Annotated in this window: 23 protein-coding genes; 11 read left to right on the top strand and 12 right to left on the bottom strand. The window is 62.6% G+C overall.

Features of this window, described 5'->3' with window-relative positions; translation table 11 throughout:
- Positions 1-208: 208 nt before the first annotated feature.
- The 9 genes from EJ079_RS32885 to EJ079_RS32845 all read left to right on the top strand — a co-directional run bounded on the left by EJ079_RS32885 (position 209) and on the right by EJ079_RS32845 (position 12242).
- Positions 209-1405, top strand: coding sequence for a helix-turn-helix domain-containing protein (locus EJ079_RS32885; RefSeq protein ID WP_245481773.1), 1197 nt, complete (start codon positions 209-211; stop codon positions 1403-1405).
- 103 nt (positions 1406-1508) lie between these two features.
- On the top strand, positions 1509-3536 hold the full coding sequence (locus EJ079_RS32880) for a hydantoinase/oxoprolinase family protein (RefSeq protein ID WP_127811215.1): 2028 nt from the start codon (positions 1509-1511) through the stop codon (positions 3534-3536).
- 3 nt (positions 3537-3539) lie between these two features.
- Positions 3540-5507, top strand: coding sequence for a hydantoinase B/oxoprolinase family protein (locus EJ079_RS32875; protein WP_127380462.1), 1968 nt, complete (start codon positions 3540-3542; stop codon positions 5505-5507).
- 162 nt (positions 5508-5669) lie between these two features.
- Positions 5670-6521: an FAD binding domain-containing protein gene (locus EJ079_RS32870; protein ID WP_127811214.1), complete on the top strand. Its 852-nt coding sequence runs from the start codon at positions 5670-5672 to the stop codon at positions 6519-6521.
- Positions 6518-7015 (top strand): (2Fe-2S)-binding protein, encoded by a 498-nt coding sequence (locus tag EJ079_RS32865; protein WP_127811213.1) that lies wholly within the window; start codon positions 6518-6520, stop codon positions 7013-7015. The genes EJ079_RS32870 and EJ079_RS32865 overlap by 4 nt, the downstream gene beginning before the upstream one ends.
- The gene (locus EJ079_RS32860) at positions 7008-9356 is read left to right on the top strand and encodes a xanthine dehydrogenase family protein molybdopterin-binding subunit (RefSeq protein WP_127811212.1); all 2349 of its coding nucleotides are present in this window, start codon (positions 7008-7010) and stop codon (positions 9354-9356) included. The genes EJ079_RS32865 and EJ079_RS32860 overlap by 8 nt, the downstream gene beginning before the upstream one ends.
- Before the next feature lie 12 nt (positions 9357-9368).
- Entirely contained in the window at positions 9369-10100 is a 732-nt protein-coding gene (locus tag EJ079_RS32855; RefSeq protein ID WP_127317797.1) for a LamB/YcsF family protein, read from the top strand.
- 94 nt (positions 10101-10194) lie between these two features.
- On the top strand, positions 10195-11577 hold the full coding sequence (locus tag EJ079_RS32850; protein ID WP_127396158.1) for an aspartate aminotransferase family protein: 1383 nt from the start codon (positions 10195-10197) through the stop codon (positions 11575-11577).
- Positions 11574-12242 carry a nuclear transport factor 2 family protein gene (locus EJ079_RS32845; protein WP_127396157.1) on the top strand — a complete coding sequence of 223 codons (669 nt, stop codon included), beginning with the start codon at positions 11574-11576 and terminating at the stop codon, positions 12240-12242. The genes EJ079_RS32850 and EJ079_RS32845 overlap by 4 nt, the downstream gene beginning before the upstream one ends.
- A 156-nt stretch (positions 12243-12398) precedes the next feature.
- On the opposite strand, the gene EJ079_RS32840 is transcribed toward EJ079_RS32845, so the two are convergent.
- The 10 genes from EJ079_RS32840 to EJ079_RS32795 form a co-directional block, all read right to left on the bottom strand.
- A complete protein-coding gene (locus EJ079_RS32840) occupies positions 12399-13592 on the bottom strand; it encodes an ABC transporter substrate-binding protein (protein ID WP_127326908.1) in 1194 nt (397 codons plus the stop codon).
- A 43-nt stretch (positions 13593-13635) separates the two neighbouring features.
- On the bottom strand, positions 13636-14727 hold the full coding sequence (locus EJ079_RS32835) for a branched-chain amino acid ABC transporter permease (RefSeq protein WP_127811211.1): 1092 nt from the start codon (positions 14725-14727) through the stop codon (positions 13636-13638).
- A 4-nt stretch (positions 14728-14731) separates the two neighbouring features.
- Entirely contained in the window at positions 14732-15637 is a 906-nt protein-coding gene (locus tag EJ079_RS32830) for a branched-chain amino acid ABC transporter permease (RefSeq protein ID WP_127811210.1), read from the bottom strand.
- A 1-nt stretch (position 15638) separates the two neighbouring features.
- Positions 15639-16373, bottom strand: coding sequence for an ABC transporter ATP-binding protein (locus tag EJ079_RS32825; RefSeq protein WP_027036290.1), 735 nt, complete (start codon positions 16371-16373; stop codon positions 15639-15641).
- Complete coding sequence (locus EJ079_RS32820; protein WP_027163992.1) at positions 16370-17122, bottom strand: ABC transporter ATP-binding protein; 753 nt, start codon at positions 17120-17122, stop codon at positions 16370-16372. The genes EJ079_RS32825 and EJ079_RS32820 overlap by 4 nt, the downstream gene beginning before the upstream one ends.
- A gap of 249 nt (positions 17123-17371) precedes the next feature.
- Positions 17372-18343, bottom strand: a complete 972-nt coding sequence (locus EJ079_RS32815; RefSeq protein WP_127319973.1) for a biotin-dependent carboxyltransferase family protein — start codon at positions 18341-18343, stop codon at positions 17372-17374.
- A complete protein-coding gene (locus tag EJ079_RS32810) occupies positions 18333-19208 on the bottom strand; it encodes a carboxyltransferase domain-containing protein (protein WP_127811209.1) in 876 nt (291 codons plus the stop codon). Before EJ079_RS32810 ends, EJ079_RS32815 begins: the two co-directional genes overlap by 11 nt.
- 9 nt (positions 19209-19217) lie before the next feature.
- Entirely contained in the window at positions 19218-20582 is a 1365-nt protein-coding gene (locus tag EJ079_RS32805) for an acetyl-CoA carboxylase biotin carboxylase subunit (RefSeq protein WP_127811208.1), read from the bottom strand.
- Positions 20582-20815, bottom strand: coding sequence for an acetyl-CoA carboxylase (locus tag EJ079_RS32800; RefSeq protein ID WP_013533152.1), 234 nt, complete (start codon positions 20813-20815; stop codon positions 20582-20584). Before EJ079_RS32800 ends, EJ079_RS32805 begins: the two co-directional genes overlap by 1 nt.
- A 66-nt stretch (positions 20816-20881) precedes the next feature.
- On the bottom strand, positions 20882-21604 hold the full coding sequence (locus EJ079_RS32795) for a LamB/YcsF family protein (RefSeq protein WP_127319967.1): 723 nt from the start codon (positions 21602-21604) through the stop codon (positions 20882-20884).
- Positions 21605-21739: 135 nt separating this feature from the next.
- Here EJ079_RS32795 and EJ079_RS32790 point away from each other — a divergent pair, with 135 nt between their 5' ends.
- On the top strand, positions 21740-22645 hold the full coding sequence (locus EJ079_RS32790; protein ID WP_127811207.1) for a LysR family transcriptional regulator: 906 nt from the start codon (positions 21740-21742) through the stop codon (positions 22643-22645).
- 251 nt (positions 22646-22896) lie between these two features.
- On the opposite strand, the gene EJ079_RS32785 is transcribed toward EJ079_RS32790, so the two are convergent.
- Positions 22897-23637 (bottom strand): NAD(P)-binding domain-containing protein, encoded by a 741-nt coding sequence (locus EJ079_RS32785; RefSeq protein ID WP_127380493.1) that lies wholly within the window; start codon positions 23635-23637, stop codon positions 22897-22899.
- A 364-nt stretch (positions 23638-24001) separates the two neighbouring features.
- On the opposite strand from EJ079_RS32785, the gene EJ079_RS32780 reads away from it, so the two are divergent.
- Positions 24002-24601: a TetR/AcrR family transcriptional regulator gene (locus EJ079_RS32780; protein WP_127811206.1), complete on the top strand. Its 600-nt coding sequence runs from the start codon at positions 24002-24004 to the stop codon at positions 24599-24601.
- Positions 24602-24735: 134 nt separating this feature from the next.
- On the opposite strand, the gene EJ079_RS32775 is transcribed toward EJ079_RS32780, so the two are convergent.
- Entirely contained in the window at positions 24736-25875 is a 1140-nt protein-coding gene (locus EJ079_RS32775) for an alpha-hydroxy acid oxidase (protein WP_127811205.1), read from the bottom strand.
- Positions 25876-25919 lie beyond the last annotated feature (44 nt).

Here is a 25919-nt window from a genome sequence, read left to right as displayed (position 1 = left end):
CGCGTGGAAGGGTTGGGCTCATGCCAAAACGACCGAGGAGCCGAGCGGATCGGCGCCATTTTTGGCGGAACAGGGTTTCTCGGCCGCGGGCTCGCGCAAAGTTGCCTGGCGAAGAAGTTTCGGGTGCGCGCTGTGTCCCGCCATCCTCATCGCGCGAAACCAAACACGGCGACGACCGTGCCCAAGGTGCACGAGCCGGTCGAGGCCGATGCATGGTTCCAATTTGGCTTGCGGTTTGCGCGCCCAAGGCTGGTTTGATCAACTGCACACCAGGACCGTGACGATAACTGAAACCATCGCGAGCTCCGGCCCTTGGGCCAACGGCCACATAAGTTTATTCGTTTTTGACCAATACGCGCCGGCGGATTCCTGTAATCTTCAGAAAAACACCGGGCTAACCGGGGCCAACCAGAAAGGTCGGGGAATGAAATACGTCGTCGATACGATCGGCGGTCCCACAGGCGGTGATGCCTGGCAAGCCGCTGTTACCGAAGCCTATTTTCCGCTCGACACCGAGTATCGGAACCGTCGTGAATTTTCGGGCACGCTGGAAACCTTCTCGCTTGGGCTCGTCAGCGTGTCTAAAATGCGCTGCGATGCCGTAAGCTATCGCCGCCATCGCCGCCACTTCCTCAACGAACGTGACGCCAGCCTGCTCATCACCATCCCGGAGATGTCGGAGGTGAATTTCTCGCAAGGGTCGAGGACCGTCAATTGCGGTCCGGGGGGCTTCCTCGTTGAGAGGGGAGACGCGCCTTACGAATTCTGGCACGGCAAGCCAAACGCGCTGTGGGTCCTGAAGGTGCCATCGTCGAGCGTTCGGGCGCGGATCGGGTCTGCCGAACGGCTCAGTGCGCTCAGTTTCGACGCGACCCAGGGCGTCGCCGCGCTCTTCCTCGACACGGTGCGAACCACGATCGGCCATGTCGATGAGATCACTGAAGTCGCTCGTGAGATGATGGGCAGGCACATCCTGGAAATGCTGTGCCTGTCGATCGTGAGCGACGATCGCGTGCTGGACAGCAGCATCTCGTCGATCCGGGCCGGCCATTTGCATCGTGCCGAGCAGTATATTCGCGACAATCTGAAGAATTCCGGCCTCGGCCCGCAGGCGGTGGCCGATGCCTGCGGGATTTCCCTGCGTTACCTGCAGGTTCTTTTTCAGGACAGCAACCAGTCGATCAACGGCTTCATCCGCGACGCCCGGCTTGAACTTTGCGCCGAGGAACTGATGTCGGTGACCAACATCAGCAGCGTTGCCGAGATTGCTTACCGCTGGGGCTTTGCCGACCAGTCTCAATTCTGCAAGCATTACCGGACGCGGTTCGGTTGCGCACCGACCGATACCCGTCGCGAAGCAGCGAACCGGGCAGGCCGCGCTTCGACCTCAAGAGAGCGGCACTAGACCCGGCGAAATCCGGGTCAATTCCATAATCTATTGCGACGCCGCCCCGGCAAGGGCGGCGAAAGCCGGGCCTTGCCCGCAAATATCCCGCGAAGGAACTGTCATGAGCAGAATAAGAGTTGCCGTCGATGTCGGAGGGACTTTCACCGACATCTGCATCATGGACGAAGACAGCGGCGCGATCCGCATCGAGAAGACCGCCTCCACGCCTGACGATCCCATGCAGGCGATCATGAATGGCGTGGAGCAGGGCCGCATCGATCTTTCGGAGGTGACGCTGTTCTCTCATGGTACGACGGTCGCCACCAATGCGCTGATCACCCGCCGCCTGCCACGCACCGCAATGGTCTGCACCGAGGGTTTCCGTGATGTTGTCGAGATCCGCCGCGCCAACAAGGAAGACCTCTGGGACACCTACAAGGATGTCGCCAAGCCGTATATCCCGCGCCGCGACCGGCTGACAGTCCGCGAACGGGTCAGTGCCGAGGGCACGATCCTGGAAGCACTGGACGAAGAGGCCGCTCATCGCGTCGCGGAAATTCTCGTCAAACGGCAGGTCAAGTCCATCGCCGTCTGCTTCATGAACTCCTATGTCAACGGCGCCAATGAGCGCCGCATGCGTGAGATTCTGAAGGAGGCCATGCCGGATCTGCCGGTCTCGATCTCCTCGGAGGTGATGCCGGAAATCTTCGAGCACGAACGTTTTTCCACCACCATGGCCAACGCCGTCTGCGCCCCGGTCGTCGTCGATTACGTGTCGCGTCTCGGAGAAAAGCTTGCCGCCGCCGGATACAAACGAGATCTCCTGTTGCTGCACAGCGGTGGCGGGGTCATGACGCCCGCGAGCGTCAGGGATTTCTCGGCCCGGCTCGCGGGATCCGGCATCGCCGCCGGCGCGATCGCAAGCCGCTTCATCGGAAATCTCTGTGGCTTCCCGAACTCGATCGGCTTCGACATGGGCGGCACCAGCACCGACGTCTCGCTCGCATGGAACGGGGAGTCGCGCATCACAAAAGACTGGTACATCGAATTCGGATATCCGATCCGCTTCCCCTCCATCGAGGTGCTGACCATCGGCGCGGGCGGCGGGTCGTTGGCATGGCAGGACGAGGGCGGCAGCTTGCGCAACGGACCGCAGTCCGCCGGCGCCTTTCCGGGCCCGGCCTGCTACAAGAATGGCAACCGCACCGCCACCAACACCGATGCCAATGTCGTGCTCGGCCGTCTCGGCACCAGCCTTGCGGGCGGCAAGATCACCCTCGACCCCGCCCTGGCCGCCCAGGCGGTGCAGGAGACTGTGGCGACACCCTTCGGTATGGAACTCAACCAAGCGGCCGAGGCGATCATCGCCGTCGCCAACGCCAATATGGGCAATGCCGTGCGGCTTCTCTCCATCAGCCGGGGCTATGACCCACGAGACTTTGCGCTCGTCGCATTCGGCGGTGCAGGCGCTTTGCACGGAGCGGCCGTGGCGAAGGAGCTTTCGATCCCAACCGTGATCGTGCCGCCCAATCCTGGCGTCACCTCCGCGCTCGGTTGCCTTCTCGTCGACGTGCAGCATGATTTCTCCGAAAGCTTCATGGCCGATGCTTCGACGGTCTCGCCCGCCGAGATGCAGACGGCCTTTGTTCTGATGGAAGAACAGGCCGTTGAGCGCCTGACCCATGAGGGCGTGGCGCGCGAAGACATGGCGCTGCAGCGTACGGTCGAGATGATGTACCAGGGCCAGTGGCGATCGCTCGCGGTGTCAGCCCCGGCGCGGATCGAGAGCATCTGCTCGCTGATAGAGGCATTCCACAACGAGCACGAACGCGAGTTCAACTACCGCCGCGAAGAGGCGCCGGTGTCGATCTTCCGCATCGCGGTCAAGGCGATCGGCATCGTACCGAAAGCCGAGATGCCGCGGCATGAAGTCTTGCCTCATGTGCCCGAGCCGCTCGGCCGCCGCGGCGTCTGGTTCGACGGCGTATCTCATGATGCGGCTGTCTATGAACGCGACCAACTCAGGGCCGGCGCTGCCTTTGCGGGACCCGCCATCGTCGAACAGTTCGATTCCACCACCGTGGTTCCGCCGGGAATGAGCGCGACCGTCGACGGCTTCCTGAACATTCTCATCGTGACGAAAGGCTGAGACATGACAAAGCTGATTGAAACGAGCCCTGGCCTCGATCCGGTAACGTTCGAGGTGCTGAAGAACTCCTTCATCACCACCGTCGACCAGATGGCCGAACAGATGCTTCGCACCTGCTATTCCTTCGTCATCTACAACCGAGACTTTTCGAACGCCCTGCACGACGCCGATGGCAACTCCGTCGCCCAGGGCAACTACGACATCGCGGTCCATGTCGGCACACTGCACAACACGTGCAAGGAGGTGATCCGGGTCTTCGAAGGCGACATGGCACCCGGTGACGTCTACGCAATCAACGATCCCTATGCCGGCGGTACGCATTTCAGCGATGTTCGGCTCGTCCGGCCGATCTTCGACGAAGACAAACTGATCGGCTTCTCACAGTCGAACGGCCACTGGTCGGATCTTGGCGGCTCGGTGCCGGGTTCCTTCGACGTCACCGCCCGCGACATGTTTCGCGAAGGCCTGCGGATCACGCCGTTGCGCCTTTTCCAGCGCGGCCGCTTCTGCTCCGACGTCGCCAACATGATCGCGGCCAACACGCGCGATCCCGCATCGATCATTGGCGACATCCATTCCCAGGCGCAGGCGACGCAGGCCGCCGAGCGCGAACTGTTGCGGCTGGTCAAGAAGTACGGACGCGGCCAGGTCATGCGCGGGATGGAGGAGGTTCAGGACTACGTCGAACGTGCGGTGCGAAAGCGTCTCGCGGAGCTGCCCGACGGCACTTGGGAGACGGTCGACTACATCGACCGGGATCTCGGTGCCGGCGAAGGCATGATCCCGATCCGCATCAAGATGACGATCAAGGGCGACACGATCCACTACGATTTTACGGGAAGCCATTCGACCATTGCCTCGATGTACAATTCCGCCCCGGGCGCGACCTTCTCGGCCGTGGTCGCCGGCATGAAGACCTTCTTTCCGGACCTTCCACTCAACAGCGGGTTTTACCGGATGATCGAGGTGACCGCGCCAAAGAACAGCATCGTCAGCGCGGAATGGCCGGTGGCGGTGACCGGGTTCCTGATGCCGTTCGAAAAGATCATGAACGCGATCTTCGAGATGTGGTCGAAGATCATGCCCGAACGCGCTATCGCCTGCGCCTTCAACCTCGAATATCTGCTGGCCGGGGGACGGGACGCGCGCAAACCCGAAAAGCCGATCTTCATGTTCTACGAATGGCTGCCCGGCGGTTGGGGCGGGCGCAACGGCAAGGATGGTGCCGATGTCACCACCGCCTGCTTCGGAACTGGGCTGATGTCGCAGCCGAACGAAGGCAACGAGCGGGTGAATCCCACTCGGACACTCGAGTTCCAGATCAAGCAGGATTCAGCCGGGCCCGGCAAATGGCGGGGCGGCGTGGGCGTGCAGAAGACTTCGTTGCTGCTTGAGGCTGAAAATGCCGTCATGTCCTATATTTGCGACCGCGAGCGCGCTGTCGTCTGGGGTGTCGAAGGAGGCCTGCCGTCGATGCCCCACGGCTTGACCATGAAGCGCGCCGGAGAAGAGACCGAGATTTGGCTCGGCTCCGTATTCTCCGATTACTCCGTCCACACAGGCGATCAGTTCGCTCGTCCGACGGCCGGCGGCGGCGGTTTCGGCGATCCATTGGAGCGCGAGCCCCGCAAGGTGATGGAGGACGTGATCGACGACTACGTTTCCCTGGAGCGCGCCAGGACTGACTACGGCGTGGTGATCCGCGAAATCGACCGCGACCTGTGCCAGTACGAAATCGACGGGACGGCAACCGAAGCCTGCCGTGCCGACATCCGGGCGAAACGGAAGGACTGGGCACGCATGGATCCCGAGGAGGTCGCGCGCAAATACCGCTCCGGCGAGATCGATACGCTCGATGCGGTTCGGCACTATGCCGTGATCCTCGACTGGGAGACTGGCGAACTGCTCCCCAAAACCACCGCCCAGTTCCGGGAAAGTTTTGAGAAACGGACCGTCGCCCACTGGGTCTGAGCACTAACGAGCGCGCCGCAATCTTGCGGGCGCTCGCGGGATGCCCGAGTTATCTGTTTTTTCGATACGATATTCAAAGAATTACTATTTCACAGGAGCCTAAAGCTGGAGCAACAATGCTGCAGCGCCGCGAAAGTTGGCTGCTTCCGAGGGGTATGACAGATGGCACCAAGCGTGGAACGATCGTTCACCGCAGCCAGCACGATTGAAGAGGCAATGGCCGCACGCCGGCAAGGCGCGGCGGTGCTTGCCGGCGGCACCTGGATGATGCGTGATCCACGGCGCGGGGTCGATCTTCCCGAGGCGTTGGTCGCACTCCACCGAATACCCGCCTTGTCCAAGGTCGAAATCGCACCGGACCATGTCGTGATCGGCGCAGCCGTTAGCCATGCAGTCCTTGGCCGCGCGTTGCACGGGGCGGTGGGCTTCGAAGGTCTGGTTGCCGCGGCGGAGAATGCGGCCAATCCCGGCATCCGAAGGGTCGCCACCGTGGGCGGCAACCTTTGTGCCCTGGACTTTGCCGCCGCCGATCTCCCCCCTGCGCTTCTCGTCTGTGAGGCGACGGTGGAACTGGAGACGTTCGAAGGCCCAAAACTCATCGGTATTTCGGATTTCCTCGAAGACAGGCACGCGCTGCTGGCCGAAGCGATTGTGACGAGAATTCATCTGCGCCGCGACCTTGTCGCCAGTGCTCATATCCGCCTGCCGCTTCGGAAAGCCGGCGACTATCCGGTCGCCATCGTCTCGCTTGCGGTAGACAAGGACAAACGATGTCGCATCGCCGTCGGCTCGGTGGAGCCGGTAGCGCGGCGCTGGGCGGCGCTCGAACAGGCCATGGCGGCGGACTCGGCCTCTGCGCTCGATCCGGAACGCACCGCCGGGCTTGCGCTGGAGCACAATGATTTTCAGGGCCGCGACGGCAAGGAAGCGGAGGGTTGGTACCGGCGCCAGGTTCTTGCGCCGCTGGTCAAGCGCGGTGTTGCCGCACTTCTCAAGACCGGGCGCCTGGTATGACCGTGATATTCCAGCTGAATGGCGAGGACTGCCGCTTTGATGGCGATCCGATGACGCCACTCGTCGACATCCTGCGGCAGGAACGATTCCTGACGGGGACCAAAGCCGTGTGCCGCGAAGGCTTCTGCGGCGCGTGCACCGTGCATGTCGACGATGAAGCGGTGCCGTCCTGCCTGAAGCCGATTGGCCTCGTCCAGGGATGCGCGGTGACGACCATCGAGGGATTGAGTTCCGGAAACCAGGCGCTGCACCCGCTCCAGGCCAATTTCGAGGCGGCCGATGCCGTGCAATGCGGCATGTGTTTCCCGGGAATGGTCATGAGCCTTTCGGCGTTCGTGCGCGACAATCCGCATGCGAGCCGTCCCGAAATCAAGGCCGCGATGGTCGGCAACATCTGCCGCTGCACGGGATATGAGCGGATCGTCGACGCCGTGGCCGACTGGCTCGACCAAGCGCGGATGGCTGGCCAGGTGGTAGGAGGCATCCATGTCTGAGCTGTCCGCCACGGTGATGAACCTTCCCCGCCGCGATGCGCAGGACAAGCTGCGCGGGCGCACGAAATACACCAACGACCGGGTTCGCCCCGACATGTTGCATGCCGTGCTGCTGCGGTCGACCGTTGCCGCTGGGCGGATCCGCAAGCTCGACGTTTCGGCAGCACTTCGCTGTCCTGGTGTGCGCGCGGTGGCGACCGGCGCCGATGCGCCAGGGCTGTACGGCATCGGCATTGCCGACCATCCGCTCCTGGCCATCGACACGATCCGCTATCACGGCGAACCAATCGCCGTCATCGCCGCCGAAACGGAGAAGCAGGCGCGGGCGGCGCTTGCAGTCGTCGTGCTTGAGGTCGAACCGCTGGCACCGGTGTCCACCATGGCCGAAGCGCTCCAGCCCGCCGCCCGTCTCGTTCACGAGGGCTGGCGCGGCTATGAGGTGATCACCGAGGGCGGTGCACGTGCCGGCAACATCGCCTGGGAGGCAAAATCCAGTCGCGGCGACGTCGATGCGGCCTTCTCCCGTCCCGACATTCGCATTGTCGAGAGCAGCTTCACCGTCGGCCGGCAGAACCATGTGCCCTTCGAACCGCGCGTTGCCATCGGCTCCTGGGAGGACGGCCGTGCTCACATCCAGACCTCGACGCAGGTGCCTTGGACCGTGCGCAACGTCACCGGAAGGGTCATGCAGCTTCCGCCCGGGCGTGTGCGGGTCACTGTACCCCCTGTCGGCGGCGGGTTCGGCCTGAAATTCGATTCATCCATCGAGCCTATCACGGCACTTCTGGCGCGAATGACCGGGCGCACAGTGGTCCTGGAAAATACCCGGCAGGAAGAGATGGCAACCTGCCTCTGCCGCGAGAATGCGGAAATCCGCATCCGGTCCGCTGTCACTGCCGAAGGATACATTGCCGGGCGCGAGGCGGTCGTGCTGATGGACTGCGGCGCGTATGGAGGCGAACAGGTTTTTCTGACGACGATGACGGCGCACACGCTGGGCGGCAATTACAGGGTTGGCGCAACGCGGCTCGTCAGCCGCGCCGTATACACCAACACACCACCCAACGGTGCTTTCCGAGCTTGCAACGGCGTCTACAACACATTCGCTTTGGAGCGACATACCGACGAAATCTGCGATGCGCTAGGCTTCGACCCTATGGAGTTCCGGAAGAAAAATGTCCTGGGAGATGGCGATCTCGGTGCCACGGGCCAGGTTTTCGAGGCCGATGTGCTAGGTCCGATGCTCGATCGCATGGAGGCGTTACGCGCCAGTACCGGTACATCAGAGGCCAAGGCCGACGGCAGGCTCTATGGAATTGCAACCACGGTCGGCACATGGTTTGTTTTCGTAGGGCCTTCGGCGGCGACGGTGAATTTGAACGCCGACGGTAGCGCAACGCTAGTCACCTCGGGTGTGGAGATCGGATCCGGCACGATGGTGCAATCCCTGCCGCAGATCGTGGCCGGGCAGCTCGGCCTCGCTCCCGACCAGGTGATCGTGCGCGAAGCCGATACGGATGCCGCCGGTCTCGATGTCGGCGTTGGCGGTGGGCGCACCACCGTCTCCATCGGTGCGGCAAGTGTGGCTGCCTGCGCGGAAGTGCGGGAGAAGCTGCTGCGGACCGCCGGTGAGATGCTCCAGACCCGACCGGAAGACTTGGTGGTGCGGGATGGTCGTGTCGAGATCACGGGACGTCCCGGTTCCGGCATGTCGATCCCCGCTGTCGTCGCCCATGCGCAGGCAACCACCGGCCCGGTCACCGGAAGCGGAGCCTTTACCGCCAGGAACACTCCGGCAATGTCCGGCTGCGCGATGGGGCACTTCATCGATGCGCTCGACATCCCCGTCTTCGTCGTTCACGAGGCCGAGGTGGCGGTTGATCCGGACACCGGTCATGTCGAGGTGCTGGCCTATCGCGTGGTGCAGGATGTCGGCCGCGCACTCAACCCGCGCGCGGTCATGGGCCAGATACAGGGTGGTGTCGTGCAGGGTCTCGGCTACGCCCTGCATGAGGAGGTGACGATCACCGCTGACGGACGCATCGCGCAGGACGATTTCGAGACCTATCGCCTGCCGCTGGCGCAGGACGTGGTTCCGGTCGCCGCCGACCTCTACGAGGGCGCACCGTCGATGGGGCCTCTAGGCACCAAGGGCGCGGGCGAGGTCCCGATCCTGGCCGTGGGCGCCGCGATCGGCTGCGCTGTGGCACGCGCTATCGGCAAACCGGTGCGGCAGCTGCCACTGACGCCGCCGCGCGTGCTTCGACTGCTGCATGAGCGCGAACCACCGCCGGAATTCCCGCACATCGCCCCCGGCTGGGCGTCGAACACTCTGGGCTGAGGCAAGCAAACCATGGTCACCCTGAACTGCGACATGGGGGAAAGTTACGGCAACTGGCGTTTCGGCGACGATGCCGGCATCATGCCTCACATCGATTGCGCCAACATCGCATGCGGCTTCCACGCCTCCGATCCATGGACGATGCTGAAGACCGTGCGGCTCGCGCTTTCGCACGGAAAGAAGGTTGGCGCGCATCCGTCCCTTCCCGATCGCGAGGGATTCGGCCGGCGCGAGATGAAACTTCAACCGGAGGAACTGACAGCCGCCTTCCTCTACCAAATCGGTGCTCTGACGGGGATGCTGGCCGCCGAGGGCGGGCAGCTCAGCCATGTCAAGCCGCATGGCATCATCTACGGCATGGCCGCGCACGACATAGACACTGCCCGGGCAATTGCCGCGGCGGTCAAGCCGTTCGGCGTCCCGCTCTTCGGCCTGGCGGGAACCCGTCACGAGACGGCGGCAGCCGAGCTCGGCGTTGCCTTCGTGGGCGAGTTCTTTCCCGATCTTGCCTACGCTCCCGGCGGCAGCCTGATCATCCCGCGCGTCCAGTCGGCCATCGACCTGACACTTGCCGAGCATCGCATGGTGGGGGCGCTTACCCGACGCGAACTCGTCACGACAGACGGTACGATCCGCCCGGTCGACTTCGACACCGTCTGCATCCACTCCGATCCTCCGAATGCGCGCGACGTAGCCGCGCTGATGCGGCGGATCATCGACACCCATTCCAACAGCCTGCCATGATTCGTTTCCCGAATCGTGAAAGCTCCACGCATGGGATCGAGGACTATCTCGAACTCACCGCCCGAACCATTTCCCCAAGCCGCTGAGGACTTCCATGGATGCGCTTTCCAACTCTCTCGCCGCCGCCGACATCGCCACCACCATGCACCCATACACAAACCTGCGTCAGCACGAAGAAACCGGGCCGCTGATCATCAGCCGCGGCGACGGCATCCGCGTGTATGACGAACGCGGCAAGGAATACATCGAAGGGCTCGCCGGGCTCTGGTCGGTGGGCGTCGGCTTTTCGGAAAAGCGGTTGGCCGACGCTGCCTATCAGCAGATGCTGAAGCTGCCCTACTATCACACCTTCTCCTCCAAGGCGCATGAGCCATCCATCCGGCTCGCGGAGAAACTCGTGGAGATGACGCCGGAAAACCTGACGCGTGTCTTCTTCACGTCGTCGGGCTCGGAAGCCAACGACACCATCGTCAAGATGATGTGGTTCATGAACAACGCGCTGGGCCGGCCAAAAAAGAAGAAATTCCTGGCGCGGACCAAGGGCTATCACGGCATCACCGTCGCCTCCGGCAGCCTGACAGGCCTGCCGGTCAACCATCGCGACTTCGATCTGCCAGCGATTCCCGTTCGCCACCTGACCTGCCCGCACTTCTATCGCTTCGGCATGGAAGGCGAAGACGAAGCCGCCTTCACGGCGCGCCTGCTCGCCGAACTGGAAGCGGTGATCGCGGAAGAAGGGGCTGACACCATCGCGGCCTTCATAGGAGAGCCGCTTATGGCAGCCGGCGGCGTTCTGCCACCACCGGTCGGGTACTGGGAAGGCGTGGAGAAAATCTGCCGGGCAAATGATATCATTCTGATAGCAGACGAGGTGATCTGTGGTTTCGGGCGGCTTGGTACGCCCTTCGGCGCTCAGAAATACGGCTTCACGCCTGATATCATGACGGTCTCCAAGCAAATCACGTCGTCATATATGCCGCTTGCCGCCGTCATTTTCTCCGATGCGATCTATCAGGCGATCGCCGACAACACCGCCACGATCGGCAATTTCGGCCACGGCTTCACCGCGTCGGGTCATCCGGTCGCCACGGCGGTGGGTCTCGAGAATCTGGCCATCTTCGAGGAGCGGGACCTGATCGGAAACGCGGCCCGCCTTGAGACGTCGTTCCAGGCCGGCATCCGCTCATTCGCCGATCACCCGCTTGTCGGCGAAGCGAGGGGCACCGGTCTTATCGGCGCCGTTGAACTGGTGGCGGACAAGGCGACGAAACGCCCCTTCGCCAAGGTTGGGCGTGTAGGGGCTATCGCAGCAGGAATCGGCCACGAGGAAGGCCTCATCTTCCGCGCCATCGGCGACCAGCTCGCGCTCTGTCCGCCGATGATCTCGACAGAAGACGATGTGAAGGAAATCATGACGCGCATGGGCCGGACGCTTGAGCGCCTGACCGGTGCGGTCGCCAAGGAGGGACTTGAATGACCCGCATGAAAGCCGAACCGGTCGTCCATATCGACGACGAACGCTTCCGGGTCACCGAATGGCGCTTTGCCACCGGGGCCGAGACCGGCTGGCACATCCATGGCCATGACTACGTCATCGTGCCGCTTACGGGCGGCAAACTCGGTCTCGAAGGCCCGGACGGCGCGCAGTCGCAAGCCGCTCTCACCCAAGGGGTGCCCTATTCGCGGCGGACGGGTGTGGCTCACAACGTCATCAATGCCGGCGATGCACCGCTCGCCTTCCTGGAGGTCGAGGTCGTTGAAGCCGGCGATCTCGCAGCCAGGCGGCTGGCCGTGCTCGACCGGTTCCTCGCGGCCTGGAACGCCCGCGACGTGGGCGCGCTGATGGACTGCATGGCTGAGAATTGCGCTTTCCACGGCTCGGCTGGACCCGATGCCGAAGGGCGCAAGCATATGGGGCGTGACGCCGTGCGCGCCGCCTATGCAGCGCTGTTCGATGCCTTCCCGAAAGCCGAGTGGACCAGGGGACGGCACGTCGTGACGGGCGACACCGGGCTTTCATCATGGCGCTTCGTCGGCACCACGGCAGCGGGGCAGAAAATCGAAGTCGACGGCTGCGATATCTTCGCTTTCTCGGGGGAGCTCATAGCGCTCAAGGATTCCTACCGCAAAGCGCGAGGGTAGCGAAAATCTGAATTCATCGGGCGACAAGGGCGGTCCAAACGGGCCGCCCTCATTTTTTGTCCAAAGGCAAGATCCTCAAAGACGAAAGGCCCGGTCGTCCCAGAGGAACAGGGCCTTTCGTAGATGAAGGGCCGGACTTATCCGGCCCATCTTCTCCTACTTGAGCAAGGCTTCCATCGGTACCGGCTCGGAAATCGTCCAGTTGCCTACAACACCCGGCTTGCCGGCCTTGGTCTCGACGATCAGGTACCGCGTCTGGTTCTGGTGATGTAGTTCCGGCGAGAAGGTACGAGGCCCGAACAGCGTCGGCTCATTCTTCATCTTTTCCAGCTCCGCGACGACCGCGTCGGCATCGGCCGTGCCTGCACGCTCCACCGCCTTGGCCCAGACGTCGACCATGACGTAACCCGGAAAGACATACTGGCTCGAGGGATCGGCGCCTGTCTTCTGCTTGTAGGTGGCATTGAACTTCAGCACGGCCGGATTGGGATCGTCGCCATAGATCGATCCCTGAACGGGGACGTAGAAGTTCGTCAGATCGGGCACAGCCGAGAGCCAATAGCTACCGTCGACGCCCGATCCATTCAGGATCATGGAGTTGATACCCGCGGCGCGAAGCTGCTTGATGGCCGAGACAGCGCCCGGCATCATCGTGCAAAGCATGATCGCATCCGGCTCCTTCGGCAGAGACTTGATGCGGGTGATCTGCGCGGCGATGGAGGCGTCCTCGTTCTTGAAGGTGTCTTCACCGACAAGCTTCGCGCCCTGGGCTTCGAGCTTCGGCATCATCCAGTCGAAGCCGTCGCAGATGCCCTTGTTGTAGGCCGTCCAAGTATCGAGCAGACGGTAGAAGTCCTTTGCGCCCTTTTCCTTGAATGCCCACTCGGCCATGGTTGCGCCCTGCACGGCCGCCAGCACCGACGCGGAGAAGCTGTGCGGGCCGACACCCTGGATACCGGCCTTGACCGATTCCGCGCACAGGAAGAAGGAGATACGGCCCGCGTCCTCGGCCGCGAGCGCAGCCGGCGATCCGAAGTCGTAATCGCAGGACACGACCACGAGATCCGCACCCTGGTCGAGCACGGAGAGGCCCGCCTTGGCGCCTTCGGCCCGGTCGGACTTGGTGTCGGCCTTGACAACCTTGATCTGCTTTCCAAGCAGGCCGCCAGCCGCATTGATCTCGTCGATGCGGATCAAGGCCGCCTCCTGCGCAGGCTTGTCATAAGCTTCCATGAAGCCCGACTCCGCAGTGGCGAAGCCGATGACGATAGTCTTGTCATCGGCCAGCGCCGGATATGCGATGGACATCGAGGCCAGAGCGGTTGCGACAATTCTCATTTTGTATGTCATGCACGTCTCCTTTTTTGTTTTCCGGTCGGGCTTGTGCCGCCGGTCACTTGTTGCGACTGCTGCGAGGTAAGGTGAGCTCGCGGTTGCCCATGAGTCCGGATGGGCGAAGCGCGAGGATCACGATCATGATGACGCCGAGGGCTATTTCCTGGACCCCTTTCGGGAGGGCGAAAGTGGACTCGCCGAGCGATACGCCTGCCTCCAGCCAGCGCAGCGCCTGGATCAGGGCGGACAGCAGGACGACACCCACCACCCCCCCCGACAGGCTGCCCATGCCGCCGACGACGAGCATGGAAAGGGTGATGAAGGTGAGACCGAGATAGAATGTATCGGGTGTGACCACGCCGATGGAATGAGCCATAAGCGCACCGCCCAGCCCCATCACCGCGCCCGATACGACGAACGCCACGAGTCTTTCCCTGGGAATGTCGATACCGGAAGCCGCGGCGGCGGTGGGCTCGTCGCGGGCAGCACGAAGGGCCAGGCCGGACCGGGAGATCGCGTGCGCCCAGGCGATGAAGATTGCGACCACGGCGCCGATGAGATACGGCCAGATCATGCGCACGATCGGAATGCCGACGACCGATGAGGTCGCTCCGGTCACGCTCTCCCAGTTGGAATAAATTGTGTTGATCATGGCGAGCGTCGCGAAGGTCGCGATCGAAGCCGCGATGCCCGATAGCCGCATCAGCACCCGCCCGAAGATGAGAGCGGCGAGGGCGGCGAACAATGCCGCCAGCACGGCCGATTGCCAGTACGGCAAACGGGTCGCCAGCAGCCATTCGGGCAATCCCGGCAGCGAACCGCGTTTCATCATCGGATTGATGGTGAGCCATGCGGCCGCGTAGGCGCCAAGGCAGGTGAAGCCGATATGCCCGAAGCTGAGAACGCCCGAATTTCCGATAAAGATGTATAGGCCCACGACGAGGATGACACGGACGAACACGTCGATCACCGTCTGGTTGAAGGGCCGCGATCCGGTCATCACCGTGATCAGCGCGATGGCCAGCAGCAGCAGAGAAAGCAGGACCGGCGTCAGGATTGTGCGGCGGGCAAGCGCGAAGCGGGCGGGCTTTCGCTCGGCAGCCGCGGCACCGGCAGCGGTAGAGTTGGTGAGGGAGGCGGCGACACCCATGAAATCAGACCCTTTCCTTGGTGCCGCGCGCGGCAATAAGCCCTTGCGGGCGGAAGAGGAGAACGAGGATGACCGCTCCATAGACAAAGGCATCGCGGAACGGCCGGGCGTCGATGGGCAGCATGACCTGCATGATCACCGAGGCGGCACCCAGCAAGAAGCCGGCGAGCACGGCTCCCCCGAGGCTGCCGAGGCCGCCAATGACGGTGGCGATGAAGGCCATCAACATGATCGAGGCGCCCATCTGGATGTCCAGCGTGCCTGTCTGGGCGCCAAAGATCAGTGCAATGGCGGCGGCCAACGCGCCGGAGAGCGCGAACGCGCCCATGATAATCCGGTTCGCACGCACACCCAGCATGCGGGCCATCGAGAAGTTCTCGGCCGCCGCCCGCATCTCCAGGCCGAAGCGGGTTTGACGCAGGAACAGTGTCAGGCCGATCAGGATGACCATCGTGGCGACGATTGTTATGAGCTGGAGGAGGGGAAGCCTGGCACCGAGGATCTCCACCGGCTGGGACAGTTCGGGCAGCAGCGAGATCGATTTCGGCCGACTGGAGAAAAGCATGAGCAGGAAGTAGCGAATGACGAAACCGAGCGCGAAGGAGGCGATCATCATGGTTGCCGGATTTGCCTGGCGGAACCGCCTGAAGACAACGATTTCGCACAGCACCGACAGCCCGGCCCCGCAAAGGAGCACGAAGGGCACCAGCAGGTACCACGGCAATTGGCCAGCGAAGACGATGGCCATGGCGTCTGTTGAGGGCCATAGCAGCGCGAAGACGCAGAAGGCGATGACGTCGCCATGCGCGAAGTTCACCAGCCGCATGACGCCGAAGATGAGGGCAATGCCAAGCGCCCCAAGCGAGTAGAGCGAACCAAGCGAGAGTGCGTCGAACAGGATCTGGAGCATCTCAGTGGTCCTCGTAACCGAAATAGGCAGCCTGGATCGCCTCGCCGTTGCCGAGCGTCCGCGCGTCGCCATCGAGCACGATCTGTCCGCCACGCATCAGGATCATCCGCCCGCCCACCATCATCGCCCGGGCCGAGCTCTGCTCAACGATCAGGAGCGTGAGCTGGCGCTGCGCACGCAGCGCGATCAGCCGCTCATAGACCTGGTCGTTGATGTTGGGGGCGAGGCCCAGCGAAGGCTCGTCGATGGCTACAAGCCGCGGATTGGTCATCAACGCGCGTCCGATGACCAGCATTTGCTGCTGCCCGCCGGACAGCAATCCCGCCTGCCCATGCCGCCTCTCTTTCAGCATCGGGAAGGTTGCGTAGACGGCTTCGAGTTCGTCGGCCGCTCGGCTGCGCCAGCCGCGTTCGCGGGCGTGCATGCCGGTTCCGACCAGAAGGTTCTCTTCGGTCGTCAGCGAGCCGAAGACATCGCGCCCCTCCGGCACCATGGAGAATCCGAGCCGGGCGATGTTCTCCGGCGCCTGGCCGGTGATCTCATGACCTGCAAGGTCGATCCGGCCGCCCGCCACTGGCGTAACACCGGCGATCGCGCGCAGCAGCGAAGACTTCCCGGCTCCGTTCGGGCCGGTGATGAACAGGATTTCTCCCTCGTCCATGGAGAAGGAGACATTTCGGACCGCCGTGAGACGGCTGTAGCGGATAGTGATATCGGAAAGGGCGAGCAGGCTCATTCCATCGCCTCCAGCACAGGCAGGTCGGTGTTCGCGGCCGTGCCCATATAGGCGTGGCGCACCTTCTCGCTGTCGCGGATCGCGGCAGGCGGGCCTTCCTCGATGATCGCTCCGGAATCGAGCACGACGATATGCTGGCAAAGGCCGAGCACCAGCCCGACATTGTGCTCGATGAGCAGGACACCACAGCCGAGATCGCTGGCGATATGTCTTATCAGGGCCGAAAGCTCCCGCGCCTCCAGCGCGCTCATGCCAGCCGCGGGCTCGTCGAGCAGGATGTACGCGGGCCGTCCCATCAGGGCGCGGCCAATGGCGACGCGGCGCTCGTCCGTATATGGCAACGTTCCGGCGATGCGGGTGCCCAGCGCACCGATGCCTATCCAGTCGAGCATCGCTTCCGCTTCGGCGATGGCAGCGCGCCGGCTCATTCCCAGACCAACGCCGGTTACCTCCAAATTGTCCAGCACAGGCAGGTCGCGGAAGAGCCGCCCACCCTGGAAGGTGCGGGCAATGCCGCGCCGCCGGACCTGATGCGGCTTGAGACCTGTGAGTGCTGCCCCGTCGAGCTTGATGGTGCCTTCCGTCGGTGCCTGGAAGCCGGTCAGCACGTTGACGAGCGTGGTCTTGCCAGCGCCATTCGGGCCGATGAGGCCACTGATGCGGCCGGGCGTAATTTGGAGGTCTACCGATGACAGGGCCTTCAGCCCCGCAAACGATACCGAGACATTCTCCGCGCTCAGATGACTCATGACCCTTTCCTTCTTTCTACCGACGGAAAGGCGCGAAGCATCCGGCCTTGCGGCCAGTCACGTTGCAAATGTCTTCCCCTGTCGGTTCCGGCGGTCTCTAGCGGACTGCTCGGGTGCCAAATTCACGCCGTTGCCCGGCGTCGTCTTGTCGTTTCGCGCACCGGATTTTGTCTTCCGCCACGCACGGTCGGTTTTGGCCGGCCGATCTCCTCGCCACCGGCTCCTCCGCCGGCATTTTCCCGGCTGACGTCAGCCGGCCAGATGCCCTTCAGCACGCGCCAGCGCGGCGCGCTGTTCGGTTCGCGCGGCAAGCGCGTCTTCCAGCGTCACCGGAACGAAGCGCGCCGGGGTGTGCGGCTGGAGCTGGGCGATAAGGTCCATGTCGGCCGATATCACCACGCCCAGCATCATGTACCCGCCACCCGAAACCGCGTCCCGGTGAAGAACGATCGGCTCCGTGCCACTCGGCACCTGGACGGATCCGTAGGGATAGCAGGCATCGACGATGTTCGAGGGGTCGGAGCCCGCACCGAAAGGCTGCTCGCGCTCGACGAATTCCAGCGGCGTCCCACCCCGGAAGCGATAGCCGATGCGGTCGGCTTCGGGTGCGACCTTCCAGGTTTCCTCAAAGAACCGAGTGCCGGCAGCTTCAGTGATCCGATGCCAGTACATGCCGGGAAGCATTCTGAGTTCCGCCGGACTATTGCCCGCGCGGCGCAGATTTGCAGGCAGTGAAAGACCGGCTTTGCCGGAACCCTCGCCGAGGGGAAGCTCATCACCCGCCTTCAGCGTGCGGCCCTGATGGCCGCCGAGTGCGCCCAGAATGTAAGTCGAGCGCGAACCGAGAACCACGGGTACGTCGATACCGCCGGAGACGGCCAGATAAGCGCGCGCGCCGCCCTTGAGGAAGCCGAAGGAAAGCCGGTCACCGGCCTTCACCGGAAAACTTTCCCAGGTCGGCCGTTCCTCGCCATTGAGTTTGGGGGGGAGTTCTCCTCCCGTGACGGCGACGACCGCGGATTGGGTGAATTCGAGTTCGGGGCCCATGAAGGTGGCTTCGAGCACCGCGGCACCCGGATCGTTGCCGACAAGCAGGTTTGCGATGCGTGTGGCAAAGCGGTCCATGCCGCCACCTTCTGGAATGCCGACATGGTAGTGGCCCGGTCGGCCAAGATCCTGCACGGAAGTGGAGAGGCCGGGAGAGATTACCTTAACGGCCATTGATAAGCTCCATCAGCTTTGCATTGGTGCCGTAAATATCGCCGTTGAAGTCCTTCAGGCTGAAGGTGCACTCGCGAACCGTCGGCTGCCACCGATTGGCTTCGATTTCCTCCAGCGTGGCGTCGTAGTCATCGCGGCCAATGGCCTTGAACTTGACGATGTCGCCTGGCTCGAACAGGCACATATCATCTGAGAGGTAGCGCACCTTCCTGGTCGGGTCGTAGATCGGAGCCGGGGTTATGCCATACATCTGGTAGCCGCCAGCGCCGCGCACCGAATAGATCGCTGCAAAGCAGCCGCCATGGCCAATGGTGAGCTTGGGAGTGTCGGTGCGTGGACGCAAGTATTTCGGCGCCTGAATCTGTTTCTTGCGCTCAACCATCTGGTACAGGAAGGGGAGTCCGGCGACGAAGCCGACCATGGACACGAACCAGGGCTGGCCGGAATATGCCGTGATAAACTCTTCCACCGTGGCGTAGCCGTTGATGCGTGCCGAATATTCAAGATCGGTGGAGGAGGGGTCCTGATGGCGCTCGCGGAAGCGCAGGCAGGTTTCACGCGTCCATGGATCCTGGAAATAAACCGGCAGTTCGATGATCCGGGTCTTCAGCACCGGGTCCGCCTTCGAGGCCGCCTCTTCCATCGACTTCAGTTCGCTGAGCAAATCCTGCGGCTTGACGATGTCGGGGTTGAAGCGAATCTGGAAGCTGGCGTTGGCTGGGCAGATCTCGGTGACACCTCGGATGCCTGCCGTACGCACCGCGTTCGTCATCGAAAGGCCGGTAAAGAAGGAGGTGAGCGACATTTCTTCGGACACCTCGCCGAAGATATGTTCGTCACCGCCGAAGTTGAATCGTATCGACATCGGTCCTCCTTAACCCGCCAATGTTGCGGCGTTTTCGATGAGCCAGCCTTCCAGCCAGCGGGTATGCACGTCTCCCGCCCGTACCGCCGGATCGGCGGCCAGCGCAAGAAACAGCGGCTTGGTGGTCTTGAGCCCGCCGATCTTCAACTCGTTGAGCGCGCGGATCAGGCGCACTATCGCCGCCTCGCGCGTTTCTGCATGCACGATCAGCTTGGCAAGCAGCGAATCATAAAAGGGCGGCACCTGATAGCCTTGGTAGAGCATCGAATCGAAGCGTACGCCCGGACCGCCGGGAATGCGAAGCTCGGCCACCTGCCCAGGGAATGGAGCGAACTCCTTCGCCGGGTCTTCGGCATTGAGTCGGACTTCGATCGCATGCCCCTTGACGGAGACATCGCCTTGCCGAATCCGCAGCTTCTCGCCGCCGGCGATGCGAAGCATCTCCGCAACGAGGTCGATGCCGGTGATCGCTTCGGTGACCGGGTGCTCGACCTGGATACGGGTGTTCATCTCGATGAAGTAAAAGCGATCTGCTTCATCGTCATAAAGATACTCTACCGTGCCGGCACCAGAGTATTTGACCGCCTTGGCCAAAGCGACCGCCGAAGCGCAGAGATCCTCGCGCAGCCTGTCTGAAAGTGCGCGCGACGGCGCCTCCTCCCAAACCTTCTGGCGTCGCCGCTGCAGCGAGCACTCCCGCTCATAGCAGTGAATGGCATCGCTTCCGTCTGCCAGCACCTGCACCTCGATATGGCGGGCCTTGCCGATCACTTTTTCCATGTAGAGGCCACCGTCGCCAAAGGCGGCGAGGGCTTCTGCTTCGGCCTGAGGAAAGGCTTGTTCGAACTCGGCGAGCGAGTTGGCGATGCGGATGCCCCGCCCGCCGCCGCCTGCCGCCGCCTTGATCATCACCGGAAAACCGGTTGCGGTCAGCACCTCGTGGCCAGCCTTGAGGCCCTCGACCCGGCCAGCCGAGCCAGGCACCACAGGGACACCTGCAGCGGCGGCGGCCGATCGCGCCGAGACCTTGTCTCCCATCATCCGGATCGCATCTCCCGACGGGCCGACGAAGACCAATCCAGCGCCTGTGACCGCGTCGGAAAACGCGGCATTCTCGGCAAGGAAACCATAGCCAGGATGAACGCTGTCGCAACCGGTGTCGCGGGCAGCCTTCAGAATTGCTTCGACATTGAGATAGGACTTCTTTGCTGCTGGTGGGCCGATGTTGACCGATTCGTCCGCAAGCTGGACGTGGAGCGACTCGGCGTCTGCGGCCGAATACACCGCCACGGTGGCGATCCCCAAATCTTGCGCGGCCCGGATGATCCTGACCGCTATCTCGCCCCGGTTGGCAACCAGAAGCTTTTTCAGCATCAGTCGAGATCCGCGATAGGTGCGCCGGCCATGATCGGGTCTTCATTGTCGGCAATGAAGCGGATGTTCGTACCGGCCGTCTCGGCCCTCACTTCGTGGAACGACTTCATCACTTCGATGAGGCCGATTACGTCTCCGGCGGAAACCGCGTCGCCATCCGCCTTGTAGGGCGGCTGGTCTGGCGAAGCGCTGCGATAGAAAGTGCCGGGAAGAGGCGAAAGAATCTGGGCCATAAAAAGCTCCGGAAAACTGCAGACAGACTAATTTGGAACCGCCTGCGCGGGCGGGTTCGGTCGAGTTCAGTGCCAGGGAGCGATTGCGGTGCGCACGGCCCTGGCTATTTCGATGGCGTTCGGCGTATCGGAATGCACGCAGATGGTTTCGCAGCGTACGGGAAAGAAACTGCCGTCCTCTGCCGTGCCCTCGCCCTCCCTGATGGCGCGCACGCACCGCTCGGCCATCTCTGCGGGGTCCTTGGCGTCATGAACGCGCGTCAAGATCAGCTTGCCGGAGGCATCGTAGTCGAGATCGGCATAGAACTCGGCGACGAATGGGATACCGCGCTCTTGATAGATCTTCTCATGCAGGGTGCCCGTCATGCCGAAGAGGGGTACGCCGAAAATCTCTGCCGCGTCGCACACGCCATGGGCGATTGCCTCCTGCTGCATGGCCATGAAGTAGAGGCTGCCATGCGGCTTGATGTGGTGGAGTTCCACACCCTCGGCCCTGAGGAAGCCGGCAAGCGCTCCCACCTGGTAAATGATGGTGTTCCTGACTTCTTCGCGGGTCATCCGCATCTCGCGCCGGCCGAAACCCTGAATGTCGGGCAAGCCTGGATGGGCGCCGATCTTTACGCCACTCGCCTTGGCGCTGCGGACGGCGGCGTGCATGTGATCCGGATCGGAGGCATGAAAACCACAGGCGACATTGGCAACGTCGATGATGGGCATCATGCCCATATCATCGCCAACCTTGTAGAGGCCAAAGCTTTCGCCCATGTCGCAGTTTAGCGTCACCGCCATCGCATTGTTACCCCTCGAAGCTGCCGTCTTTGCGGCGTTGCAGCATTTTTTGCGCATGCGAGGGCGTTTGTGAAATAGTAGTTTATTGATTGTCATATCAAAAAAACAGATAATGGTTCTGGGCCGGAGCGCACCATGACCATCACCTTGAAACAGCTTGATTATTTTATCGCGACCGCCGAGAGCGGACAGGTCAGTCATGCTGCGGTGGATCTCAACATCTCGCAATCGGCCGTCACTGCGGCGATAAAGACGCTTGAGGCTGACCTGGGCGTACGGCTTTTGGAGCGTAACCACGCTGGCGTAAGACTGACTATGGAGGGCGCGCGGTTTCTTGAACATGCGCGTGTTATCACCGGGGCCGTCGCTGCCGCCGTCCGAAGCCCGTTGCGCGATAGGAAAGGCCTGGCGGGCAAGCTGCGGCTTGGCATGACCTACACGGTCGTCGGCTACTACATGTCGCGCCACTACGCGCGGTTTCGAAAGACCTATCCCGAGATCGAGGTCGAGGTGCTGGAACTGCCCCGAGACGCTCTCGAAAGCGGGTTGATGTGCGGGGACATCGACATGGCCGTGATGCTGGTGTCCAACCTGGAGCACACCAAGGAGTTGGCGCAGGAAGTCTTGATGCGGTCGAACCGCCGGCTCTGGCTTTCGGCTGATCATCATCTGCTCGCGCGGCAGGAAATCAGCCTCGCCGATGTGGCGGCGGAAGATTATGTCATGCTGACGGTTGACGAGGCACGTACGACGGCCGCCCGTTACTGGGATGCCGCGGGGCTTTCGCTTCGCGCCGTCCTTACCACCAGTTCGGTTGAGGCCGTGCGGTCGCTCGTGGCTGCCGGCATGGGGGTCACTGTCCTGTCGGACATGGTTTACCGTCCCTGGTCCTTGGAGGGGCAGCGCATCGAAGTGCGCGGGCTTGTCGAGCCCATTCCTACCATGGATGTCGGCCTGGCCTGGTCGCGGGACAGATCAATCGAACCGGCCGCGGCGGCCTTCCGGGCCTTCATGTCCGTGACCATGGGCGGCGGCGGCTAACCGCCTGCCGTGTCAGGCAGGCGCTATGGCTCAGGCTCGCTGGTTGAGCAGCGGAGCTTGGGAGTTGACGCCTCGCATCATCAAGGGGGATTTCACCTTTGTCGCAAATAACGCCAAGGGCTTCACAAAACTCTAAAGAGCCGGTTCACGCCGGCCTCGTCATCGTCGCTGGCAGGTTGTTCCCGACAAACAGAAGGAACTCTTGGGGAGTTTTCTTGGTCACCACCTCGGGCCGGAACCGGAAAAGTCTCTCATCGGAGGGCGGTGACTTCACGGTTGCGGGCTACGATCTGCTCGTGGCGGAGGGGGGTCGTCGCCTCCATGAAGCCCTTGATCAGTGCGTCGCGAGCTCCGGGTGCGCGCGCCTTTTCCGCCGTGGACAGCGCATGCTGAAGATCAGGCAACGTCAGTTCCGTGCAGTAGGCTGGCGTGCCCGGTTGCTGGCGCCAGGAACTCGCGAGATCGCCGGCATCAAGTGCGTCGAAACCGGTCTCGTTCACCAGTTCGCGTGCGATCGCTTTGGCATGCGCATCATCGCCTGCGACGGGGATCGCGATCCGTCCAGCCGTTCCGGCCGCTGCGCCACCTTCGGCGAGCGTTTGGGCGAGGACCGCATTGAACGCCTTGACCACCAGCCGGCCGAGTTGTTCGCTGGACCAGACGCTTTCCGGCTTGCCATCGTCAACCTCCGCGATGTTCCCGTCGCGCATAGGATAATAATTGGAGGTGTCGATCACGACCACGTCGGCTGGTACATCGGCAAAGATGTTGGCGACATCGGGAATCTTCGCAAACGGGATCGATAGAACGATCGCCTCGACATCCCTGGCTGCTTCGTGCGCGGCAACCGGGAGCGCACCAACCTTCATCGCCTTCTCGCGGATGTCATCAGGCCCCTTCGAGCCCGCCAGCTTCACCGCGTGTCCGGCCGCTGTCAGCTTTCGTGCGAGGGTGGTGCCGATATTTCCCGCGCCGATAATGCCGATGTTCATGTCGATTTCCTTCCAGATAATTGTGATTGTGAGCTCAGCGCATGATGCGCGGATCGATCCCGTGTTGAGCGGGACATCCAGATGGTCGCGCAGGGTGGTGCCGCCATAACCCCGATGGAACAGCCAGCCTCGAACTTCGTATAGCTCGCTCGCGGCATCTACTGACCGCGCGCGCCAGGCCCCAGGCAGGTTGCCGTACCGTTGCCCAGATGCATGCCGGTATCATCTGCCTGATCATCGTCCTCGTTTCGCCGGCTCATGCCGACCTGTTAGAACAGTCGACCACGGGCTATATGGAGACTATCTCCGCTTCGACTTTAGATACGGAGAGTGTCTCCGATCTTCAAGGGTTCAAAGGTCAGTCATGTCTCAATCGTCGATCGCGTCAGCCCTCCGCAGGGACGCGCAACACAATCGGGCGCACATTCTCGAGGTGGCGCGACAAGCGTTCGGCAACGACAGTGTTGACGTCTCGATGGATGCTATCGCGAAGCTGGCGGGCGTGGGGGCAGGGACGCTCTACCGCCATTTTCCAAACAAAGACGCCCTCCTGGCTGCGCTGCTAATTCTTCACTATGAAAGCCTCGACAATCGTCGCGTTGAAATCGAAGCCGGGGAGAGCGATGCAGGCCGCGCACTCGAACTCTGGGTTGAAGCTCTCGGCGACTGGATGCTGGCTTATGAGGGCTTGCCTGAACCGTTACGGGCCGCTTGCCGAGTAGAATCCCCGCTGACGCCGACCTGCCATGCTGTCATCGCGACGACGGAGCGAATCCTGAAGGCTGCACAGGTCGAAGGGCTTGCACGACGGACGATGACCGGGCGCGACATTTTTTTCGGAGCACTGGCGATCGCTTGGGCGAGCGGCGCAACGGCAGCGGGCGAAGACACTCGGAACGTGCTTCGCGACGTCCTGAAGAACGGATGGATGGAACCGAAAACAGCACCGGGCGGCGGAGTTTAGTCCGCCTATCCGACTGCGCAGCCTTTCGAATTTCATAACGCTGTCGCCAGCGCGTGGGCCTGAGAAGAGCGGCGTGCGAGGGCGGCAATTGGTGGCTGAAACTTTGCGACCAAGCGTGAGCACACGTCTTGGCGCTATGCTATGATTTCTGATCCCGCTTCCTGAAAACGGGGGATTCCGCAGAGCCTGAGGCAAGTCACCACTTCGTCCAGGATGATATCGAGTGCCTTGGCCACACCGGACTCGCCAGCCACGGCGCCGAACAGGGCGGCCCGGCCGATCGCCGCGACGGTGGCGCCGCGTGCCTTGGCCTTGATGATGTCCGTGCCCGTGCGGATACCGGAATCGATGAGGATCGGGACTTGGGCGCCAAGTGCCTCACGGATGGCGGGCAGGGCATCGATGCTCGATACAGCACCGTCGAGCTGACGGCCTCCATGGTTGGACACCCAGATGCCATCGGCACCAGCCGCCACCAGTCGCGACGCGTCGTCCGGGTGCAGGATGCCCTTGACCAGCAGCCGGCCTTTCCACCAGTCGCGGATCTGGCGGAAATCGTCCCAGTCGAAACCTGCATGGAGGCTGCCGCCAACACGCGCGGCGATCGTCAGGCCGGCGCTGTTGTCACCGAGATAGCCGCGGACGTTCTCGAACTGGGGCAGACGACCGCGCAGCAGGCGCAGCGACCAGCCAGGATGAAGCATGCCTTCCCAGAGATGCCGGGCCGAAGGCCGCAGTGGGATGGATATGCCGTTCCTAAGATCCTTTTCGCGCTTGCCCCCGGCTTGCAGATCAACGGTCACCACCAGCGTCGAATAGCCAAATTCTTCCGCTCGCCTCACCAGTTGGCGATTGAAGTCGAAATCCTTGAGCACATAAAGCTGGAACCACAGCGGCCCCTGTACGGCTCGCGCCATGCCTTCGATGCTGGCCGTGGCCATGGTGGAGAGTGTGTAGGGGATGCCGCGAGCGGTTGCCGCCCTCGCGATCGCAATGTCGGCTCCGGGCCTGACCAGCGCGCAGGAACCCATCGGGCTGATCACGAGCGGTGTCGGCAAGGTCTCGGACCAGAGCGTCGTGGAAACGTTCGGATGCGAAACATCGGTAAGCACGCGCGGCAAAAGTCTGATCTTTTCGAAATCGCTTCGGTTGGCGTTAAGGGTGAGTTCCTGCCCCGCCCCGCCATCGATGAATTCGAAGATGGATTTCGGCAGGCGACGACGGGCAAGCCTGCGAAAATCCTCGACCGAAACCTGGCGATCGAGAGCGCCCATCTCAAGCCTCGCCCTCGTGCCGGTCGGCAATGAATATCCGGCGC

The organism is Mesorhizobium sp. M7A.F.Ce.TU.012.03.2.1 (assembly GCF_004006095.1).
Lineage (GTDB): Bacteria > Pseudomonadota > Alphaproteobacteria > Rhizobiales > Rhizobiaceae > Mesorhizobium.
The sequence above is the reverse complement of the archived record's forward strand: the minus strand, read 5'-3'. Positions and strand labels throughout refer to the sequence as shown.

What these genes read in the sequence shown, in the direction of transcription:
- EJ079_RS32885 (WP_245481773.1), top strand. Translation starts at nt 209, where the DNA reads ATGCATGGTTCCAATTTGGCTTGCGGTTTGCGCGCCCAAGGCTGGTTT.
- EJ079_RS32880 (WP_127811215.1), top strand. Translation starts at nt 1,509, where the DNA reads ATGAGCAGAATAAGAGTTGCCGTCGATGTCGGAGGGACTTTCACCGAC.
- EJ079_RS32875 (WP_127380462.1), top strand. Translation starts at nt 3,540, where the DNA reads ATGACAAAGCTGATTGAAACGAGCCCTGGCCTCGATCCGGTAACGTTC.
- EJ079_RS32870 (WP_127811214.1), top strand. Translation starts at nt 5,670, where the DNA reads ATGGCACCAAGCGTGGAACGATCGTTCACCGCAGCCAGCACGATTGAA.
- EJ079_RS32865 (WP_127811213.1), top strand. Translation starts at nt 6,518, where the DNA reads ATGACCGTGATATTCCAGCTGAATGGCGAGGACTGCCGCTTTGATGGC.
- EJ079_RS32860 (WP_127811212.1), top strand. Translation starts at nt 7,008, where the DNA reads ATGTCTGAGCTGTCCGCCACGGTGATGAACCTTCCCCGCCGCGATGCG.
- EJ079_RS32855 (WP_127317797.1), top strand. Translation starts at nt 9,369, where the DNA reads ATGGTCACCCTGAACTGCGACATGGGGGAAAGTTACGGCAACTGGCGT.
- EJ079_RS32850 (WP_127396158.1), top strand. Translation starts at nt 10,195, where the DNA reads ATGGATGCGCTTTCCAACTCTCTCGCCGCCGCCGACATCGCCACCACC.
- EJ079_RS32845 (WP_127396157.1), top strand. Translation starts at nt 11,574, where the DNA reads ATGACCCGCATGAAAGCCGAACCGGTCGTCCATATCGACGACGAACGC.
- EJ079_RS32840 (WP_127326908.1), bottom strand. Translation starts at nt 13,592, where the DNA reads ATGACATACAAAATGAGAATTGTCGCAACCGCTCTGGCCTCGATGTCC.
- EJ079_RS32835 (WP_127811211.1), bottom strand. Translation starts at nt 14,727, where the DNA reads ATGGGTGTCGCCGCCTCCCTCACCAACTCTACCGCTGCCGGTGCCGCG.
- EJ079_RS32830 (WP_127811210.1), bottom strand. Translation starts at nt 15,637, where the DNA reads ATGCTCCAGATCCTGTTCGACGCACTCTCGCTTGGTTCGCTCTACTCG.
- EJ079_RS32825 (WP_027036290.1), bottom strand. Translation starts at nt 16,373, where the DNA reads ATGAGCCTGCTCGCCCTTTCCGATATCACTATCCGCTACAGCCGTCTC.
- EJ079_RS32820 (WP_027163992.1), bottom strand. Translation starts at nt 17,122, where the DNA reads ATGAGTCATCTGAGCGCGGAGAATGTCTCGGTATCGTTTGCGGGGCTG.
- EJ079_RS32815 (WP_127319973.1), bottom strand. Translation starts at nt 18,343, where the DNA reads ATGGCCGTTAAGGTAATCTCTCCCGGCCTCTCCACTTCCGTGCAGGAT.
- EJ079_RS32810 (WP_127811209.1), bottom strand. Translation starts at nt 19,208, where the DNA reads ATGTCGATACGATTCAACTTCGGCGGTGACGAACATATCTTCGGCGAG.
- EJ079_RS32805 (WP_127811208.1), bottom strand. Translation starts at nt 20,582, where the DNA reads ATGCTGAAAAAGCTTCTGGTTGCCAACCGGGGCGAGATAGCGGTCAGG.
- EJ079_RS32800 (WP_013533152.1), bottom strand. Translation starts at nt 20,815, where the DNA reads ATGGCCCAGATTCTTTCGCCTCTTCCCGGCACTTTCTATCGCAGCGCT.
- EJ079_RS32795 (WP_127319967.1), bottom strand. Translation starts at nt 21,604, where the DNA reads ATGGCGGTGACGCTAAACTGCGACATGGGCGAAAGCTTTGGCCTCTAC.
- EJ079_RS32790 (WP_127811207.1), top strand. Translation starts at nt 21,740, where the DNA reads ATGACCATCACCTTGAAACAGCTTGATTATTTTATCGCGACCGCCGAG.
- EJ079_RS32785 (WP_127380493.1), bottom strand. Translation starts at nt 23,637, where the DNA reads ATGAACATCGGCATTATCGGCGCGGGAAATATCGGCACCACCCTCGCA.
- EJ079_RS32780 (WP_127811206.1), top strand. Translation starts at nt 24,002, where the DNA reads ATGTCTCAATCGTCGATCGCGTCAGCCCTCCGCAGGGACGCGCAACAC.
- EJ079_RS32775 (WP_127811205.1), bottom strand. Translation starts at nt 25,875, where the DNA reads ATGGGCGCTCTCGATCGCCAGGTTTCGGTCGAGGATTTTCGCAGGCTT.